This window comes from Amycolatopsis sp. NPDC098790, assembly GCF_044759945.1.
GTDB lineage: Bacteria > Actinomycetota > Actinomycetes > Mycobacteriales > Pseudonocardiaceae > Amycolatopsis.
Genome location: NZ_JBIWAI010000001.1, coordinates 681,220 through 697,114 on the forward strand (window position 1 = coordinate 681,220; position 15,895 = coordinate 697,114).

Below are 15,895 nucleotides of genomic sequence, written 5' to 3' on the forward strand. Positions count from 1 at the left end.
GGATACCTCAGGCCACCGTTCGCCCTATTGGAGCTGCTGCATCTGGCCGCGGTAACCCTCCGCGAGCTCCTTGAGGAACTGCCGGGTCTCCTGCCGCTCCAAAGCCGCTCCACGCAGCCGGTCCCACGAGTCGACGAAGATGTTGAAGTCCTTGACGTCGTCGAGGTACAGCCCGCCGGCGGAGTGCTCGATGTAGACGAAGTCCCGGGTGCGGTCCGGGAAGCGCATGATCGTGAAGTCGTTGGGCACCGCGGCCAGCCGCGCGCCGAACGGGAGTACGTGCACGTAGACGCGCTGGTGCTTCTCGAGCGAGAGCAGGTGCTCGACCTGGTCCAGCATCACCGCGGGCGCATACCCGCCCGGGGCCCGGCGCAGCGCGCCCTCGCTGATGATGAACCGGTAGTACGGCGGCTGCTGCTGCTCGAACACCGCCTTGCGGTCGAGCCGGTTGCGCACCAGCGACGTCACGTCGGTGGCGCCGAACTCGGTGAACTGCTTGAGCATGTAGTGCTCGGACTGCAGCGGGCCCGGGATGCGCTCACCGTGCCAGGTGAGGATCTCCGCGGCCGCGGGCTCCAGGTCGGTGAAGGTGCGGAACCAGTGCGGCACCACCGAGCGGTAGCCGGACCAGTGGCCGCGCTGCCCGGCGGCGGCGCGCGCCAGGTTCATCAGCGTGTCGGCCTCTTCGCCGTTGATCCCGAACGCGTTCAGCATGGATCGCACATCCCCGAGCTTGACCCCGACGGCACCGGACTCGATCTTGTTGACCTTGCCCTGGGTGCAGCCGAGGACCTCGGCGACCTGCTGCTGTGTCATCCGCGCCGCGGTGCGGGCATGCCGGAGCTCGTTGCCGAGCTGCTTCCGGCGCGAGGTGACGGTGCTGGCCATCGCCCTGCTCTCCCGGACCACTACCAAGCGACGGCGGCCTCCCGGTCGCCGTCGCGCGCGAACTATCGAACCCACCCAGGCTAGTGCTTCACCTTGCGGATCTCGATGATGACATCGCGCAGCGTTCCAGGAAACGCCGCGGAATGCCAGTCACCTGGGCTATCACTCGCCTGGACCAGCGAAATTCCTAATTATTCGGCCAACCGGCGGAGCCGGACTCGGGCATAGTGAGCGCCGTGACCGATCGCTCGCCCTCCGCCGCCGCCGTCACCCGGCTGGCCGACCAGGTCCACGGCTACGTCCAGCCGGACGGCTCCTGGTACATCAACAACTGCGGCGTCGTCGACGCCGGCGACCACACCGTCCTCATCGACACCTGCTCGACCGAGCGCCGCACGCGCGCGCTGCTCGCCGCGGTCGAGGCCGCCACCGGCAGTCCGGTGACGACGCTGATCAACACGCACCACCACGGCGACCACACCAACGGCAACTACCTGGTCGAGGGCGCGACGGTCATCGGCCACCGCAAGACGCGGGAGCTGATGGTCGCCGAGGGGATCCAGACGTTCGAGGGCATCTTCGTCGGCAGCGACTGGGGCGAACTGCGGTCGCGGCCGCCGGAGGTCGTGTTCGACGACCGGCTGACCGTGCACGCCGGCGACGTCACCCTCGAGCTGATCCACCCCGGCCACGCGGCCCACACGACCAACGACGTGCTGGTCTGGCTGCCCGAGCAGCGCGTGCTCTACGCCGGTGACCTGGTGTTCCACGGCGGCAGCCCGTTCGCGCTGATGGGCTCGGTGGCCGGCTGGCGCAAGGGCCTCGACGTCATCCGGGAGCTGTCCCCCGAGGTGATCTTGCCCGGGCACGGCGGCCCCTGCGGGCTCGACGTGGTGGACAAAGTGGACGAATACCTCGAGTTCGTGCAACAGACGGCCGAACGCGGGAAGGCCGCCGGGCTGTCGCCGCTGGAGGTCGCGAAGGAGACGGACCTCGGCGAGTTCGCGTCGCTGGGCGAGCAGGAGCGGCTGCCGGGAAACCTGCACCGCGCGTACGCCGAACTGGACGGCGCCGAGTGGGGCGCGGACATCGACCTGGTCGCGGCGATCACCGACATGCTCGCCTACAACAAGGGCCCGATCCGCTGCTTCTCCTGAACTAGGTGAGCTGCTCCTCCGTGGCCTCCCATGAGGCGTCGATCGGACTACTGTCTGAATCGAGAGAGACTTCGAGAGGATTCGGATGAGCAAGAAGGCGAGCATCGGGGTCACCGGCCTGGCGGTCATGGGCCGCAACCTGGCCCGCAACCTGGCCCGGCACGGGCACACGGTGGCCCTGCACAACCGGTCCGAGGAGCGGACCCGCGCGCTGGTGGAGCAGTTCGGCGACGAGGGCGACTTCATCCCGGCGTACTCCGCGCAGGCGTTCGTCGACGCGCTGGAGCGGCCGCGCCAGGTCGTGATCATGGTCAAGGCGGGCGGCCCGACCGACGCCGTCATCGAGGAGTTCGCGCCGCTGCTCGAAGAGGGCGACGTGATCATCGACGCCGGCAACGCGCACTTCGCCGACACGCGCCGCCGCGAGAAGGCGCTGCGCGAGCGTGGGCTGCACTTCGTCGGCAGCGGCGTCTCCGGCGGCGAGGAAGGCGCGCTGCACGGGCCGAGCATCATGCCCGGCGGCTCGAAGGAGTCGTACGAGTCGCTCGGCCCGCTGTTCGAGGACATCTCGGCGAAGGTCGACGGCGAGCCGTGCTGCACGCACATCGGCGCGGACGGCGCCGGCCACTTCGTCAAGATGGTGCACAACGGCATCGAGTACGCCGACATGCAGCTGATCGCGGAGTCGTTCGACCTGCTGCGGCACGCGGGCGGCTACTCCCCCGCCGAGATCGCCGACGTGTTCCGCACGTGGAACACCGGGCGGCTCGACTCCTACCTGATCGAGATCACCGCCGAGGTGCTGGCGCACGTCGACCAGTCTTCGGGCAAGCCGTTCGTGGACATCGTCGAGGACGCCGCCGAACAGAAGGGCACCGGCCGCTGGACGGTGCAGATCGGCCTCGACCTGGGCGTCCCGATCTCGGGCATCGCCGAAGCCGTCTTCGCGCGTTCGCTGTCGGGCTCGAAGCCGCTGCGCGCGGCGGCCCGCGGGCTCGGTGGCCCGTCGGCTTCGCCGCTGACCGGTGCTTCGTTGGAGCGCTTCGCCGACGACGTCGAGCAGGCGCTCTACGCGTCGAAGGTCGTCGCGTACGCACAGGGCTTCAACCAGATCCAGGCCGGCGCGACGGAGTACGGCTGGGACATCGACCTGGGCAAGGTCGCCTCGATCTGGCGCGGCGGCTGCATCATCCGCGCGAAGTTCCTCAACGACATCACCTCGGCCTACGCCGATGAGCCGGAGCTGCCGACGCTGCTGACGTCGGGCGGCTTCCGCAAGGCCGTCGAGGACGCGCAGGACTCGTGGCGGTCGGTGATCTCGACGGCGGTCCAGCTCGGCATCCCGACGCCGGGCTTCTCGACGGCGCTGGCGTACTACGACGGCCTCCGCGCCGACCGCCTGCCGGCGGCTTTGGTGCAGGGCCAGCGGGACTTCTTCGGTGCGCACACGTACCGCCGTGTGGACCGCGAAGGTTCGTTCCACACGGCTTGGGCCGCCGACGGCCGCCCGGAGTCCGACGCCTGACGAGCCGCTGCTCTGACCGGGAAGACCCCCTGGTCCCGCCCGGTCAGAGCAGCGTCACCAGCAGCAGCGCGATGAGCGCGGCCGCCACCAGGAGCCTCACTGCCCCCGGGCGGCGAGGAGTTCCGCCAGCACCTCCACGATCTTCGCCTCGGCCTTGTCCTTCTTGACGCCCAGGCCGTCCAGGACCTCGAACCCGGTGCCCTCACGCTGTTCGAGCAGCGCCAGGAGCATGTGCTCGGTGCCGATGTAGTTGTGCCCGAGCCGCAGCCCCTCGCGCATGGTGAGTTCGAGGGTCTTCTTGGCGGCGGCGGAGAACGGCACGACGTTCGGCACCGGGTCGACTGGCTCGGGCAGCCGCGCCTCGGCGGCTTCGCGGACGGCGTCGAGCTGGACGCCCTGGGCCAGGATCGCGCCGGCCGCCAGCGCGGCGGGTTCGGTCAGCAGGCCCAGCACGATGTGCACGGTGTCGATCTCCGGGCTGGCGTGCGTGACGGCCGCCTTCTGGGCCTCGACGACGACGTGGCGCGCCCGGTCCGTGTAGCGGCCGTAGACGCGTTCGATGGCACCGCTCGGGTCGCCCCCGGGATCGACCTTCGGCACGAACCGCTTCTGGGCGGCCTGCTTGGTCACGCCCATGCTGGCGCCGATGTCGGTCCAGGACGCCCCGGACCGCCGGGCCTGGTCGACGAAGTGGCCGATCAGGTGGTCGGCCACCTCGCCGAGGTGCTGGCCCACGTAGACGGCGTCGGTGAGCTGGGCGAGGGCGTCCTTTTCGTTGTTGCTCTTGATCGCGCTGATGAGGTCGTCGAGCTTGATGTTGGTCGGTAAGGTCATGCGTCAACTGTAGGTTGACGCTCGGCTAGCGTCAACCGCGAGTTGACGCCAGATGTCCCTTCAGGTCGAACGCGCTCGCTTCGAGGTCCGCGTACGCCGGCTTCGGGTCGGCGGTGAACAGGCGCCGGGCGGCGATGTGGTCGGCCGGCTTGTTCACCGACTCGACCGCGATGAGGACGTCGTCGCGGAAGGACAGCACCGAGAACTTGCCGCTCGCCGGGTCGCCCGCGACCACCGTTTTGTCGGCGCCGGACAGGATCCCGGCGATCTGCAGCTTCGCGCCCGACTGGTCGGTCCAGAACCACGGCAGGCTCGCGTACGGCTCGGGCGTGCCGGTGATCGCCGCGGCCACGCAGCGGGCCTGGTCGACGGCGTTCTGCACGGACTCCAGCCGGGTCGCGGCGCCCGCCTGCACGCACGGGAAGTTGGCGCAGTCGCCGATCGCGAAGATCTTCGGGTCTTCGGTGCGCAGGTGGGCGTCGACGACGACGCCGTTGTCCACGGGGAGGCCGGCTTCGGCGGCGAGCGTCGTCTCCGGCACGACGCCGACGGCGACCACGACCAGGTCGGCGGGCAGCCGGGTGCCGTCGGACAGTTTGACTTCTCGCACACGGGAGTCGCCGTGCAGCGCCGAGACGCCCTGGCCGAGCAGCACCGTGTGCCCGGCTTCGCGGTGCAACGCGGCGAAGTAGGCGGAGATCTCGGGTGTCGCGACGCGGTTGAGCAGCCGGTCCTGGGCCTCGACGACCGTCACCGGGCGGCCGGCGTGCGAGGCGAACTCCAGCCCGATGAACCCGCCGCCGACCACGACGACGTTCTCGGCCGCACTGAGGGACGCGCGGAGCCGGTCGGCGTCGTCGCGCGTGCGCAGGGTCAGCACGCCCGGGAGATCCGCGCCGGGCACGGGCAGCGTCCGGTTGCGCGCGCCGGTGGCCAGGATCAGGTGGTCGTAAGCCAGTTCGGTGCCGTCTTCGAGACGCACCCGCGAAGCCGCGCGATCGATCGCCGCGACCCGCCCGGCGACCAGCTCGATGCCCTTCTCCGCGAAGAAGTCCTCGCCGCGCAGGTGCAACTGTTCGAGGCCGGCGGTCCCGGCGAGGTAGGCCTTCGACAGCGGCGGCCGCTGGTACGGCACGCCCGGCTCGTCCCCGACCAGCACGACCCGGCCGTCGAAGCCGCGGTCCCGCAGCGACGCGACGGCCTGGAACCCGCTCTGACCCGCTCCGACGACGAGGACGGTGTTCTGTGCACCCATGCCTGCCATCCGATCACAAGACCCTTAAGCCGTCGAGGAGTCGCCCGGCGACCGCAGGGCGCGGGGTGCCCCGAGCACCCGCGAGATGCCGCGCGCGGCGGCCCGGACGGCCGGGACCAGCGTCCGCGGGTCCGTCCCCTCGGCCGGGACGACGACGGAGATGGCCGCGACGACCTCGTCCGTCGAGTCGTAGACCGGAGCCGCCACCGACAGGGAGATCAGCTCGATCTGGCCGTCGCTGATCGCGTAGCCGTCGCGGCGAACGTCGGCCAGGACCCGCCGCAGCTGCCCGGCCGAGGTGATCGTCTTCGGCGTGAACGTCTTGAGCGGCCCGGTCAGGACCTCCTCCTGCGCCTCGGCGGCGGCGTGCGCGAGCAGGACCTGGCCGACGCCGGTGGCGTGCGCGGGCAGCCGGCCGCCGACGCGGGTGAGGACGTTGACCGCGCCGCGGCCGGAGATGCGCTCGACGTAGACGACCTCCGGCCCGTCGAGGACGGCGAGCTGCACGTTCTGGTGCGTGGCCTCGTAGAGGTCTTCGAGGAACGGCATCGCGCTCTCCCGCAGCTCGGCGCCGTGCGGCGCGAGCGACGCGACTTCCCACAGCCACAGCCCGACGCGGTAGACGCCGGCCTCGTCGCGCACGAGCGCGCCGCGTTTGGTCAGCTCGCCGGCGATCCGGTGGGTCGTCGACAGCGGCAGCCCGGCGCGCCGGCTGAGTTCGGACAGCGTGAGCTGCGGCCGCTCGGCCGTGAACGCGCCCAGCAGGTCGAGGACGCGGTCCACGACCGACGGCGGCCGCTTCGCGCTGTGTCTCACACTTCGTCGTCCGGCAGCAAGGGGCGCATGAACGTCCGCCGGTACCGCACCACGCACCCGCTTTCGTCGCGGATCTTGTCGGCCTCGATGAAGTCCGGGTCGACGCCGAACAGCGTCCGGTAGCGCTCGTACGCGGCGAGGCTTTCGAAGCTGAACAGCGCACGGGCTTCGTCGCTCGCGCCTTCCGACGGCAGGAAGTAACCGTGGTGGATGCCGCCTTCGCGCTGCACCAGCCGCATCCACGCGGCGGCGAAGCGTTCGAAGTCGGGGAGCTTCGCGGGGTCGATGACGTAGTCCACGACGCAGGTGATCATCAGTGGCCGCCCCAAACCCGGTCGGCCGTGGCCACGATCAGCTCGAGCTTGCGCAGCTGGTCGTCCGGGGTGAGGTCGTTGCCCTCCTCGGTCGAGGAGAAGCCGCACTGCGGCGACAGGCAGAGCTGGTCGACGTCGACGTACCGCGACGCCTCTTCGATCCGCCGTACCAGGACGTCCGGGTCTTCCAGCTCGGGTCGCTTGGTCGTGACCAGGCCGAGGACGACCTTCTTGTCCTTGGGCACGAACCGCAGCGGTTCGAAGCCGCCGGAGCGTTCGTCGTCGAACTCCAGGAAGAACCCGTCGACGGCCAGGTCGCCGAAGAGCGCTTCCGCGACGAATTCGTAGCTGCCGGAGGCGACCCACGACGACCGGAAGTTGCCGCGGCACAGGTGGGTCGTCACGGCGAGGTCGTCGGGACGGCCTTGCAGGGCCGCGTTCAGCGTCGCGATGTTGCGCAGGTGCTGGCGGTCCGGGTCGCCGCCCATCCGCGCGACGAGCTCCCGCTGCGCCGGGTCGTTGAGGTAGGCGAGGCTGGTGTCGTCGAGCTGGAGATACCGGCAGCCGAGGCCGGCCATCGCGGCGATCTGCGCCTGGTAGGCCGCGCTGAGGTCGGTGTAGAACTCCTCGAGGTCCGGGTAGACGGTCTCGCTGACCGCCGCCCGCCCGCCGCGGTAGTAGACCATGCTCGGCGACGGGATGGTCAGCTTCGGCGTCACGCCGGGGTCCACATGGGACTTCAGGAACTCGAAGTGCTCGGCGAAGATGGGCTCGTCGAGCCGGACCTTGCCGTCGACCTGCAGGCCCGGCGGGCTGAACTCGAGGTCGCCCGCCAGGTTGTGGAACTTGACGTGCAGCCGCTCGTCGCTCTTGGAGACGCCGCCGAGCGCGTAGATGAAGTCCATGTGCCAGGAGGCACGCCGGAATTCGCCGTCGGTGGCCGAGCTGAGCCCGGCCGCTTTCTGCATCTTGATGACGTCGCGGATCGCGTCGTCCTCGACCGCGCGGAGCTGCTCCGCGCCGATCTCGCCGCTTTCGCGCCGCCGCCGCGCGTCACGCAGGACCGGGGGCCGCAGGAGGCTCCCGACGTGATCGGCGCGGAACGGCGGGCCCACCTGGGAAGTACCGCCCGAAGTCATGCACCGATGGTCACACATTCCCGGCCTCCGCGCCGCCCCCCGAAACAAGATCATGACCCCCGGGACTTGCTACCGTCACGTCCTGCCTTTTCACTGTGCCGGGGAAAGGGGCCGTGCATGACGAAACACCCGGTCGACGAAGTCCTGCCCGCCGGGCGGCTGGCGCTGCTCGGCCTGCAGCACATGTCGATCATGTACGCCGGTTCGGTCGCGGTGCCGCTGATCGTCGGCAGCGCGCTGAAGCTGGACCCGGCGACGATCGGGTTGCTGGTCAACGCCGACCTGCTGGTGGCGGGGGTCGCGACGCTGATCCAGGCCGTCGGCATCGGGAAGCTCTTGGGCATCCGGCTGCCGGTCGTGGCGGGTGCGACGTTCAGCGTCGTGAACCCGATGATCCTGATCGCCTCGCAGTACGGCCTGCCCGCCGTGTACGGCGCGATGCTGGCGTCCGGTGTCTTCGGGCTGCTGATCGCGAGGCCGTTCGCGAAGCTGATCCGGTTCTTCCCGCCGCTGGTCACCGGGACGCTGCTGCTCGTCATCGGCGTCTCGCTGCTCGGCCCGGGCGCGGGCCTGATCGCGGGCAACGACCCCACCGCACCGGATTACGCGGCCCTGTCGCACATCCTGCTCGCGTTCGGCGTGCTGGCCCTGCTGATCCTGTTCACGCGGGTGCTGCGCGGGTTCGCCAACCAGATCGGCCCGCTGCTGGCGCTGGCGATCGGGCTCGTGGTCGCGATCCCGATGGGGCTGGTGCACTGGGACGGCCTGGGTGCGGCGAGCTGGTTCGGGCTCGCGTCGCCGTTCCACTTCGGGGCGCCGACGTTCCCGGTCGCCGCGGTGCTCTCGATGTGCGTGGTCATGCTGGTGACGTTCACCGAGTCGACGGCCGACATGATCGCCGTCGGCGAGATCACCGGGCGGCGGCCGACGGACTCGGACCTCGCGCGCGGGTTGGCCACCGACGGCTTTTCGGCCGTGCTCGGCGGTGTCATGAACTCGTTCCCGGACACGGCGTTCGCGCAGAACGTCGGGCTGGTGCGGATGACGGGAGTGCGCAGCCGCTGGGTGGTCGCGGTGACCGGCGGGATCCTGGTGCTGATGGGGCTGGTGCCGAAGATCGGCGCGTTCATCGCGGCGATCCCGCAGCCGGTCGTCGGCGGGGTCGCGGTGGTGATGTTCGCGATGGTCGCCGCGGTCGGTGCGCAGAACCTCCGCACGGTCGAGTTTTCGGGCAACCACAACACTTTCATCGTCGCGGTCGCGCTCGGCGTCGGGTTGCTGCCGGCGTTCGCGCCGAAGATCTTCCAGCACTTCCCCGCGTGGCTGCAGACGATCTGCGGCAGCTCGATCACCGTGGCGGCGGTGCTGGCGTTCGCGTTGAACCTGCTGTTCAACCACCTCGGCCGGCGTTCGGAGCCGGATCTGCTCGAAGCGCCGTGAGCAGCCGTTCGACGAGCTTGCCGCCGGTGCCCGGCTCGACCGGGCGCCGGAACAGCACGCGCAGGTAGAGCGGAGCCAGGACGAAGTCGAGGACCTCGTCGACGGTCGGCACGTCCTCTCCGCGCGCAGCGGCCTTGTCGAGCGTCGCCTGCAGGTCGTCACCGCGAGCCTTGAGGTATTCGATCGGTTGCTTCTCCGGTCCCAGGGTGGCGACGAGCGCGCGCAGCAGGATCTGGCCGCGCGGGTCGCGCATCGCGCGTTCGACGCCTTCGGCCCAGCCGAGCAGGTCGCCGCGCAGCGTGCCGGTGTCCGGGATCGGCGACGTCGCGCGCAGCCGCGTCACGGCGGCGTCGAGCAGCAGCTGCTCGCGGCTGCCCCAGCGCCGGTAGATGCTGGTCGGGTTCACGCCCGCGCGCTCGGCGATCTTCGGGATCGCCGCGTTGATGTCGCCGAGGGAGAGCAGCTCGACGACGGCGTCGTGCACCGCGTCGCGGACGCGGGCGCTGCGGCCGCCGGGTCGGGTCATGGGGTTCATCTTAAAGCAAACATGCTTGCTTTTGCCGTCCGGCTGTGGCTACCGTTAAGGCAAATGACATGGCTTTAAGGAGCAGGCGATGGCCCGCAAGATGACCCGCGAAGAGCGTGAAGAGTTCCTGGCCCGGCCGCAGGTAGGCGTGCTGAGCGTCGCCGCCGAGGCCGGCCGGGCCCCGCTGACGACGCCGATCTGGTACCGCTACGAGCCGGGCGGCGACGTCGTCGTGATGACGTCACCGGGCTTGCGCAAGACGCGGCTGATCGAGGCGGCCGGCCGGTTCGCGCTGTGCGTCCAGCAGCAGGACGGCGTCTACAAGTACGTGTCGGTCGAGGGCCCGGTGGTGAAGACGTGGCCGATGACGAAGGAGGAGCGCCACGAGATGGCGGCCCGCTACCTGCCGCCGGGGGTCAGCGAGGCCTACACGGACGCGACCGACGGCACCCACGGCAACAACATCGCGATCGTGATGCGCCCGGAGCGCTGGAACACGTCGGACTTCAGCGACGTCGCCGAGCAGCTGGCCTGATCACCAGCAGATGATCAGGATGCACGACGGCCGCGGCTTCGGCTGCGTCGTCGTGGGCGGCGGCAGCTGCCCTCCGGACGGGGGCGTCGTGGTCGTGGTGACCGGACTGGACGGGTCCCCGCTGGTCGGCGTGGTGGTCGTCGTCCCGGGGTCCGTGCTGCTCTCGGTCGTCGGGTCGCTGCCCGGCACCTCGGTGACCGTCTCGCGGGGCACCCCGACGCCGGGGACGACGTCGCCGCCGCCGGTGCCGCCCTCCGGCGGGGAGTCCGTGGCCTGGTCGGCGCCGCCGAGCCCGGTGGTGCGCCCGGGAAACGGGATCACCTGGATCTGGTCGACCGGGGAGGCGTTCTCGGTGCCCTTGCCGCCGAGGCCGACGAGCACCGCCGCGGCGCCGCAGCCGATGACGACGGCGAGCATCACCGCGAGCACCCGCCACCGCGACTGCCCCGGTCCTGAACGCTCGCCCCAGCCCTCGCGCACGAGCAGCTCGGCGACCGATACCTCGTCGTTCACCCCGGCAGACCTTCCCGACAGGCCTTTCGGCCGACATCGTGGCCGTATTTTTACCGCACAAGACCCCCGAATGGGTGAGTTTCTGGCAAAAACTCGTCACGTAACGAAAACCTTGACTGTGGGTGACATTCCACAGCGGATTCACAGCTGCGGTTCGGGATGCTCCCAGCATGACCGGCGAAGCTCAGTCCATGCTGCTGAAAGCCGATCGGCCGGTCCCCCGGATCGCCGTTCCGCGCCGCGGCCTGCTGACGCTCGTCCCGAACCCGAAGTCGACCCCGTTCACGTTCGGCTACCTGGTCCTCCTGCTCGGCACGACGCTGGTGCTGAAGTTCGCCGACCCGGCGTTGACCGACCGGCTGCTCCAGCTGTCCAGCACCGACGCCCACAACCTGTGGCGGCGGCCGCTGACCTCGCTGCTGACCAGCGCGCTTTGGCTGTCCGACGAAGGCTGGCTCGTCTACGTCGTCATCTTCGCGATCGCCGTCGCGCCGCTGGAACGCCGGTTCGGCGCCCGCCGCGCGGCGACCGTGTTCTTCTCCGGCCACGTGCTGGCCACGCTCGTCACCGAGCTGCCGGTGATGGCTTTGATCAGCGCCCACGTCCTGCCGGGCTCGGCCGGGCACTGGCTCGACATCGGCGTCAGCTACGGCTTCTTCACGACCGCCGGCGCGCTCGTCTTCCTGCTGCGCGGCCGCGCGCGGCTCGTGGCGCTCGCGGTCATGGAGGCGTTCATCGCGGTGGTCTGGGCGAGCGACGACCCGCTGGCGCTCGACTCGGTCGTCACGCTGCTCGGGCACGCGTTCGCCGCGCACTTCGGCCTGCTGTTCTGGGGGCCGCGGCTGCGGGGCGCTTCCGCAGGCCGGACCGGGGTTTCGGCGGGTAGGCAGGCGCCGGAGTCGGTGGTGTAATCGACCGAGCCACACGCCGACTGCCGGGGGGACGGACGCTCATGCAGGCAGACTCCCTCGCCGAGCTGGTCGAGCTGAGTCCGGACGCGATCTGCGTCCACGAGAACGGCGTCCTCACCTACGTCAACCGCGCCGCGCTCGAGACGTTCGCCGCGTGCTCGGCCGACGACGTCGTCGGCCGCCGGTTCACCGACTTCGTCGCGGAGGAGTCGCGGACGGCCGTCGTCGGGAAGCTGGTGCGGCTGACCGAGCCGGGGCAGGCGAGCGAGCCGGTCGAAGCGCTGATGTCGCGGCTGGACGGGAGCAAGGTCGCGGTGGAGGCGGTGTCGGTGCGCCTGGGTGGCCGGCTCGCCTACCAGGTCGTCATGCGGGACATCACGGCGAAGAAGGCGGCCGCGGACGCCCTGCGCTACCAGGCCGCGCTGGTGTCGCACGTCAGCGACGCGCTGATCGCGACCACCGGCGAAGGCGTCGTGACCAGCTGGAACCCGGCCGCGGAAGCGGTGTACGGCTGGACCGCGGCCGAAGCCGTCGGACGGCGGGCGAGCGAGCTGGTCGGCGCGCCGCTGGACCTGCGCGGCGCCGGCGTCACCGAAGCCGTGCACCGGCGCCGGGACGGCGCGCCCTTGGCGGTCCGCGTTTCGGCAGCTGAGATGAACGACGGGTACGTGCTCGTCTGCGCGGACGAAACCGCGCGGCGGCGGGCCGAGCAGAACTACCGCACGGTCGTCGCGTCGCTCGACGAAGGCGTGCTGGTGATGGGGCCGAGCGGGCTGATCGAGGCCGCGAACCCGGCCGCGTGCCGGATCATCGGCGTCGCCGAAGCCGACCTGATCGGCGTCCCGTGCCACACGCTCGTGCTGTTCACCGAGTCCGGGCACTGGATTCCGCCGGACGAGACGCCGTCGGTGCAGACGCGGCGGACCGGCGTCACGCACAACGGCCTGGTGGTGCGGCTGCGCCGGCCCGACGGCCGCGACGTCTGGGTGTCGCTGACCTCGCGGCTGCTCAACCCCGACGACCCGGCGGCGCTGGCCGTGGTCACGTCGTTCACCGACATCACCGAGACCCGCGCGATCAGCGCCCAGCTCGCGCACGACGCCACCCACGACCCGCTGACCCGGCTGGGCAACCGGACCCTGGTGCTCGACCGGCTCGCCGCCGACCGGCGCGGCGCGGTCACCGTGCTGTTCCTCGACCTGGACAAGTTCAAGGTCATCAACGACTCGCTCGGGCACTCGGTCGGCGACCAGGTGCTGCGGATCGTCGGCGAGCGCCTGCGCCGCTGCTCCGGCCGCGACGACCTGGTCGGCCGGCTCGGCGGCGACGAGTTCGTCGTCGTGACCGGCGCGGTCACCGAACTCGGCGAGGTGCGGGCGCTGGCCGAGCACCTGCGGGCCGCGCTGGCCGAGCCGATCGGCGTGCTCGGCAGGCAGCTGCACCTCGACGCGAGCATCGGCGTGGTGCTCGTCGGGACGGCGGACCGGCGCAGCGCCGAGGACCTGCTGCGCGACGCCGACATCGCGATGTACCAGGCGAAGACGCTCGGGCGCGGCCGGCACCACTTCTTCGACGTCGGCCTGCGCGAGCGGATGCAGCGGCGGCTGCGGATGGAGCAGGACCTGCGCGACGCGGTGCACGACGGCCAGCTGTGGCCGGCGTACCAGCCGGTCGTCGACCTGCGGACCGGCGAGATGGTCGCGGTCGAGGCGCTGCTGCGCTGGACGCACCCCCGCCACGGCGCGATCTCGCCCGCGGAGTTCATCCCGCTGGCCGAAGAGAGCGACCTGATCAACGTGATCGGCAAGGAGATGCTCCGCGCGACGACCCGCGAACTGGCCACGCGGCGCGGCGAGCAGGGTCTGGACCTCACGCTGAAGGTCAACCTGTCGACGCGCCAGCTCGACGACCCGCACCTGGTGCCCGCGGTGCAGGACGCGCTGGCCGGCACCGGGCTGCCCGCGAGCGCGCTTTGCTTGGAGGTCACGGAAAGCGCGTTGATGCGCGACCAGGAGGCGGCTGCCGAGGTGCTCGCTTCCCTGCGTTCACTGGGTGTCCTGCTGGCGATCGACGACTTCGGTACGGGCTATTCGTCGCTCGCGCAGCTGCGCCGGCTGACGCTGGACACGCTGAAGATCGACCGTTCGTTCATCACGGGGATCGCGGAGTCGCGGGACGCCGAGGCGATCGTCACGAGCATCATCGCGATGGCGCACGCGGTCGACCTGACGGTGATCGCCGAGGGCGTCGAGTCCGCGGAGCAGGTGGATCTGTTGCGCGCGTTGGGATGCGACCAGGCGCAGGGGTACCACCTCGGCCGCCCGGTGGCGGCGGCCGAGTTGTTCGGTCAGTAGACGGCTTTCAGGCGCTCCAGCTCATCCGGCGTCAGTTCGATGCCGAGGTCCTTCAGGGTGGCGTCGAGTTCCTCGGGGGCGATGGTGGTGGTTTCGCTTGTGCCGTCGGGCTTTTCGACGGTGAGTTCGCGGCCGAGCAGCTTCCGGCTGACGCCGGGTTCGAGCGTCATGATGACCAGGCGGCCGGTGAACGGCGACTTCGGGTGCGTCGAGGTGTAGTGGTGGTAGACCTCGTAGTCGATGGGGTGCATGCCGTCGAGCCGGAAGTCGAGCAGGTCTTCGTCACCTTTCGAGAGCGTCCACCAGCCGTTCTTTTCGGTGAGCCGGTGCGGCCAGCCGGCCTGGTCGGTTTCCTGGCCGTCGACGAGCGGCATCGGGGCGAGGATCCCGGCCCCGAAGCCGACATCGGCGTGGAACCTCTGGTTCTCCGCTTCGACGACGAGCGTCATGTGGGTGTAGGGCCCGGGCCGCCGAGGCTGGACGCGCGCGGCGAGCCGGTGAACGCGGTAGCCGAGCTGCTCGAGGACGGCGGCGAAGAGGCCGCTCTGCTCGTAGCAGTAGCCGCCCCGCCGCCGTCCGACGAGCTTGGCGTGCACGACGTCGAGCGAAATCCCTTGGTGCTGCCCGAGAACGACGTCGACGTTCTCGAAGGGAATGGCCCGGACGTGCGCGCGCACGAGGTTTTTCAGCGCCTCTGCCGACGGTTCCCTGGCGGGCTGTCCGACCCGCGTCAGGTAGGCGTCCAGGTCGACGGCATCGATGCCCCATTCGGTGGTCATGGGGTCAGCGTGCACCCTCGACCTTGATCGAGGTCAACCCTCGTGCACGACCTTCCGCACCTCGACAGCGGTGTACTGGGCATCAGGAATCATGGCGGCCAACTCGACGGCGCGCGCTTCGGTCTCGACGTCGACGATGTAGTAGCCGCAGAAGAAGGCTTCGGCCTCGACGAAGGCCCCGTCTTGGACGTGGGTGGATCCGTCATTGACGCGCACGGTCTTGGTTTCGGCGGGCTCGGCGAGCGCCTTGGTCCCGACCATTTCGCCGGTGTCGGTGATGAGCTTGATGAAGTCCCCGTGTCCTTCGTAGACGGCGTTCTTCTGAGCATCGGTGAGGGTGCCCCAGAGGGTCGGGTTCATGTGGAGGGTAAGGAGGTATCGCACGTCGGCTCCCCTGATGTGGGCGGCGGCCCCGGGTGGGCTGCCTTTCGCCGGGTGGTCGGTGCCGGGGTCGTGGACCGGACACGGGGGTTTCGGGTTCACTCGTTCGGCCTAGTGCCGCGTGTCCTGGCCTCTTCGGTGTCCAGGGGGTTCGGCGTCACGGTGGGACACTCGCCCGGTGGCGAAGCTTCCGGACGACAGCCCTTTCCCGTTTCGCGGCCGGGTCGTCTGGCTGACCGCGGAGCAAGGCGGCCGCACGACCGGGCCACCGCGAGCCGACACCGAAGACGACTACATGGCGAACGCCTTCGTGCCGCCGCGAACCGCCGACTCAGGACTCGCGTCTTTCGTGCTTCGCGACCTGTCGCCGGGAGCCGTCGTCTCGCCGGCGGCGGGGTGCTGGTTGGTGGTCGGCAACTCCGGCCCGTACCGGATCCAAGCGGGCACCGTGGTCGTGATCACCGAAGGCCCGAGGACGGTGGGGTACTTCCACGTCGACGAAGTCCGTTGAACGAAAAAACCGCCCCG

General features: G+C 70.4%; 17 protein-coding genes. 7 read left to right on the forward strand and 10 right to left on the reverse strand.

All coding sequences use genetic code 11. The annotated features are described in order from the left end of the window. Positions 1-24: 24 nt before the first annotated feature. Positions 25-888, reverse strand: a complete 864-nt coding sequence (locus tag ACIQWX_RS03520) for a helix-turn-helix domain-containing protein (protein ID WP_400864980.1) — start codon at positions 886-888, stop codon at positions 25-27. A gap of 236 nt (positions 889-1,124) precedes the next feature. Between ACIQWX_RS03520 and ACIQWX_RS03525 the strand changes: the two genes are divergently transcribed. Continuing rightward, entirely contained in the window at positions 1,125-2,045 is a 921-nt protein-coding gene (locus ACIQWX_RS03525; protein ID WP_400864983.1) for an MBL fold metallo-hydrolase, read from the forward strand. Between the two features lie 85 nt (positions 2,046-2,130). Then, a complete protein-coding gene (gndA, locus tag ACIQWX_RS03530; RefSeq protein ID WP_400864986.1) occupies positions 2,131-3,570 on the forward strand; it encodes an NADP-dependent phosphogluconate dehydrogenase in 1,440 nt (479 codons plus the stop codon). Between the two features lie 96 nt (positions 3,571-3,666). On the opposite strand, the gene ACIQWX_RS03535 is transcribed toward gndA, so the two are convergent. From ACIQWX_RS03535 to ACIQWX_RS03555, 5 genes are read right to left on the reverse strand one after another with little or no spacing between them, the layout of a single operon-like run. Beyond that, complete coding sequence (locus tag ACIQWX_RS03535) at positions 3,667-4,404, reverse strand: Clp protease N-terminal domain-containing protein (protein WP_400864989.1); 738 nt, start codon at positions 4,402-4,404, stop codon at positions 3,667-3,669. A 31-nt stretch (positions 4,405-4,435) separates the two neighbouring features. Next, complete coding sequence (locus tag ACIQWX_RS03540) at positions 4,436-5,659, reverse strand: NAD(P)/FAD-dependent oxidoreductase (protein WP_400864992.1); 1,224 nt, start codon at positions 5,657-5,659, stop codon at positions 4,436-4,438. Between the two features lie 24 nt (positions 5,660-5,683). After that, positions 5,684-6,475: an IclR family transcriptional regulator gene (locus ACIQWX_RS03545; protein ID WP_400864995.1), complete on the reverse strand. Its 792-nt coding sequence runs from the start codon at positions 6,473-6,475 to the stop codon at positions 5,684-5,686. After that, complete coding sequence (locus tag ACIQWX_RS03550; RefSeq protein ID WP_400864998.1) at positions 6,472-6,789, reverse strand: NIPSNAP family protein; 318 nt, start codon at positions 6,787-6,789, stop codon at positions 6,472-6,474. The genes ACIQWX_RS03545 and ACIQWX_RS03550 overlap by 4 nt, the downstream gene beginning before the upstream one ends. After that, on the reverse strand, positions 6,789-7,928 hold the full coding sequence (locus ACIQWX_RS03555) for a 5-methyltetrahydropteroyltriglutamate--homocysteine S-methyltransferase (RefSeq protein WP_400865001.1): 1,140 nt from the start codon (positions 7,926-7,928) through the stop codon (positions 6,789-6,791). Before ACIQWX_RS03555 ends, ACIQWX_RS03550 begins: the two co-directional genes overlap by 1 nt. Before the next feature lie 117 nt (positions 7,929-8,045). On the opposite strand from ACIQWX_RS03555, the gene ACIQWX_RS03560 reads away from it, so the two are divergent. Continuing rightward, positions 8,046-9,368: a nucleobase:cation symporter-2 family protein gene (locus ACIQWX_RS03560; protein WP_400865004.1), complete on the forward strand. Its 1,323-nt coding sequence runs from the start codon at positions 8,046-8,048 to the stop codon at positions 9,366-9,368. Here ACIQWX_RS03560 and ACIQWX_RS03565 read toward each other — a convergent pair. After that, the gene (locus ACIQWX_RS03565) at positions 9,319-9,894 is read right to left on the reverse strand and encodes a TetR/AcrR family transcriptional regulator (protein ID WP_400865007.1); all 576 of its coding nucleotides are present in this window, start codon (positions 9,892-9,894) and stop codon (positions 9,319-9,321) included. The genes ACIQWX_RS03560 and ACIQWX_RS03565 overlap by 50 nt on opposite strands. Before the next feature lie 88 nt (positions 9,895-9,982). Between ACIQWX_RS03565 and ACIQWX_RS03570 the strand changes: the two genes are divergently transcribed. Further along, positions 9,983-10,429 (forward strand): pyridoxamine 5'-phosphate oxidase family protein, encoded by a 447-nt coding sequence (locus ACIQWX_RS03570; protein WP_400865010.1) that lies wholly within the window; start codon positions 9,983-9,985, stop codon positions 10,427-10,429. Here the strand turns inward: ACIQWX_RS03570 and ACIQWX_RS03575 are convergent, their stop codons facing one another. Continuing rightward, entirely contained in the window at positions 10,430-10,942 is a 513-nt protein-coding gene (locus ACIQWX_RS03575) for a hypothetical protein (RefSeq protein ID WP_400865013.1), read from the reverse strand. A gap of 170 nt (positions 10,943-11,112) precedes the next feature. Between ACIQWX_RS03575 and ACIQWX_RS03580 the strand changes: the two genes are divergently transcribed. Beyond that, entirely contained in the window at positions 11,113-11,853 is a 741-nt protein-coding gene (locus ACIQWX_RS03580) for a rhomboid-like protein (RefSeq protein ID WP_400865016.1), read from the forward strand. A gap of 41 nt (positions 11,854-11,894) precedes the next feature. After that, positions 11,895-14,207, forward strand: coding sequence for an EAL domain-containing protein (locus tag ACIQWX_RS03585; RefSeq protein WP_400865019.1), 2,313 nt, complete (start codon positions 11,895-11,897; stop codon positions 14,205-14,207). Here ACIQWX_RS03585 and ACIQWX_RS03590 read toward each other — a convergent pair. Then, positions 14,201-14,986 (reverse strand): arylamine N-acetyltransferase, encoded by a 786-nt coding sequence (locus tag ACIQWX_RS03590; RefSeq protein ID WP_400865022.1) that lies wholly within the window; start codon positions 14,984-14,986, stop codon positions 14,201-14,203. The genes ACIQWX_RS03585 and ACIQWX_RS03590 overlap by 7 nt on opposite strands. A gap of 33 nt (positions 14,987-15,019) precedes the next feature. Further along, positions 15,020-15,370 carry a YciI family protein gene (locus ACIQWX_RS03595; RefSeq protein ID WP_400865025.1) on the reverse strand — a complete coding sequence of 117 codons (351 nt, stop codon included), beginning with the start codon at positions 15,368-15,370 and terminating at the stop codon, positions 15,020-15,022. A gap of 175 nt (positions 15,371-15,545) precedes the next feature. Here ACIQWX_RS03595 and ACIQWX_RS03600 point away from each other — a divergent pair, with 175 nt between their 5' ends. Next, positions 15,546-15,878 carry a hypothetical protein gene (locus ACIQWX_RS03600; protein WP_400865028.1) on the forward strand — a complete coding sequence of 111 codons (333 nt, stop codon included), beginning with the start codon at positions 15,546-15,548 and terminating at the stop codon, positions 15,876-15,878. The last annotated feature ends 17 nt before the right edge of the window (positions 15,879-15,895 follow it).

What these genes read in the sequence shown, in the direction of transcription:
- ACIQWX_RS03565 (WP_400865007.1), bottom strand. Translation starts at nt 9,894, where the DNA reads ATGACCCGACCCGGCGGCCGCAGCGCCCGCGTCCGCGACGCGGTGCAC.
- ACIQWX_RS03560 (WP_400865004.1), top strand. Translation starts at nt 8,046, where the DNA reads ATGACGAAACACCCGGTCGACGAAGTCCTGCCCGCCGGGCGGCTGGCG.
- ACIQWX_RS03555 (WP_400865001.1), bottom strand. Translation starts at nt 7,928, where the DNA reads ATGACTTCGGGCGGTACTTCCCAGGTGGGCCCGCCGTTCCGCGCCGAT.
- ACIQWX_RS03520 (WP_400864980.1), bottom strand. Translation starts at nt 888, where the DNA reads ATGGCCAGCACCGTCACCTCGCGCCGGAAGCAGCTCGGCAACGAGCTC.
- ACIQWX_RS03535 (WP_400864989.1), bottom strand. Translation starts at nt 4,404, where the DNA reads ATGACCTTACCGACCAACATCAAGCTCGACGACCTCATCAGCGCGATC.
- ACIQWX_RS03590 (WP_400865022.1), bottom strand. Translation starts at nt 14,986, where the DNA reads ATGACCACCGAATGGGGCATCGATGCCGTCGACCTGGACGCCTACCTG.
- gndA (WP_400864986.1), top strand. Translation starts at nt 2,131, where the DNA reads ATGAGCAAGAAGGCGAGCATCGGGGTCACCGGCCTGGCGGTCATGGGC.
- ACIQWX_RS03580 (WP_400865016.1), top strand. Translation starts at nt 11,113, where the DNA reads ATGACCGGCGAAGCTCAGTCCATGCTGCTGAAAGCCGATCGGCCGGTC.
- ACIQWX_RS03570 (WP_400865010.1), top strand. Translation starts at nt 9,983, where the DNA reads ATGGCCCGCAAGATGACCCGCGAAGAGCGTGAAGAGTTCCTGGCCCGG.
- ACIQWX_RS03550 (WP_400864998.1), bottom strand. Translation starts at nt 6,789, where the DNA reads ATGATCACCTGCGTCGTGGACTACGTCATCGACCCCGCGAAGCTCCCC.
- ACIQWX_RS03585 (WP_400865019.1), top strand. Translation starts at nt 11,895, where the DNA reads ATGCAGGCAGACTCCCTCGCCGAGCTGGTCGAGCTGAGTCCGGACGCG.
- ACIQWX_RS03540 (WP_400864992.1), bottom strand. Translation starts at nt 5,659, where the DNA reads ATGGGTGCACAGAACACCGTCCTCGTCGTCGGAGCGGGTCAGAGCGGG.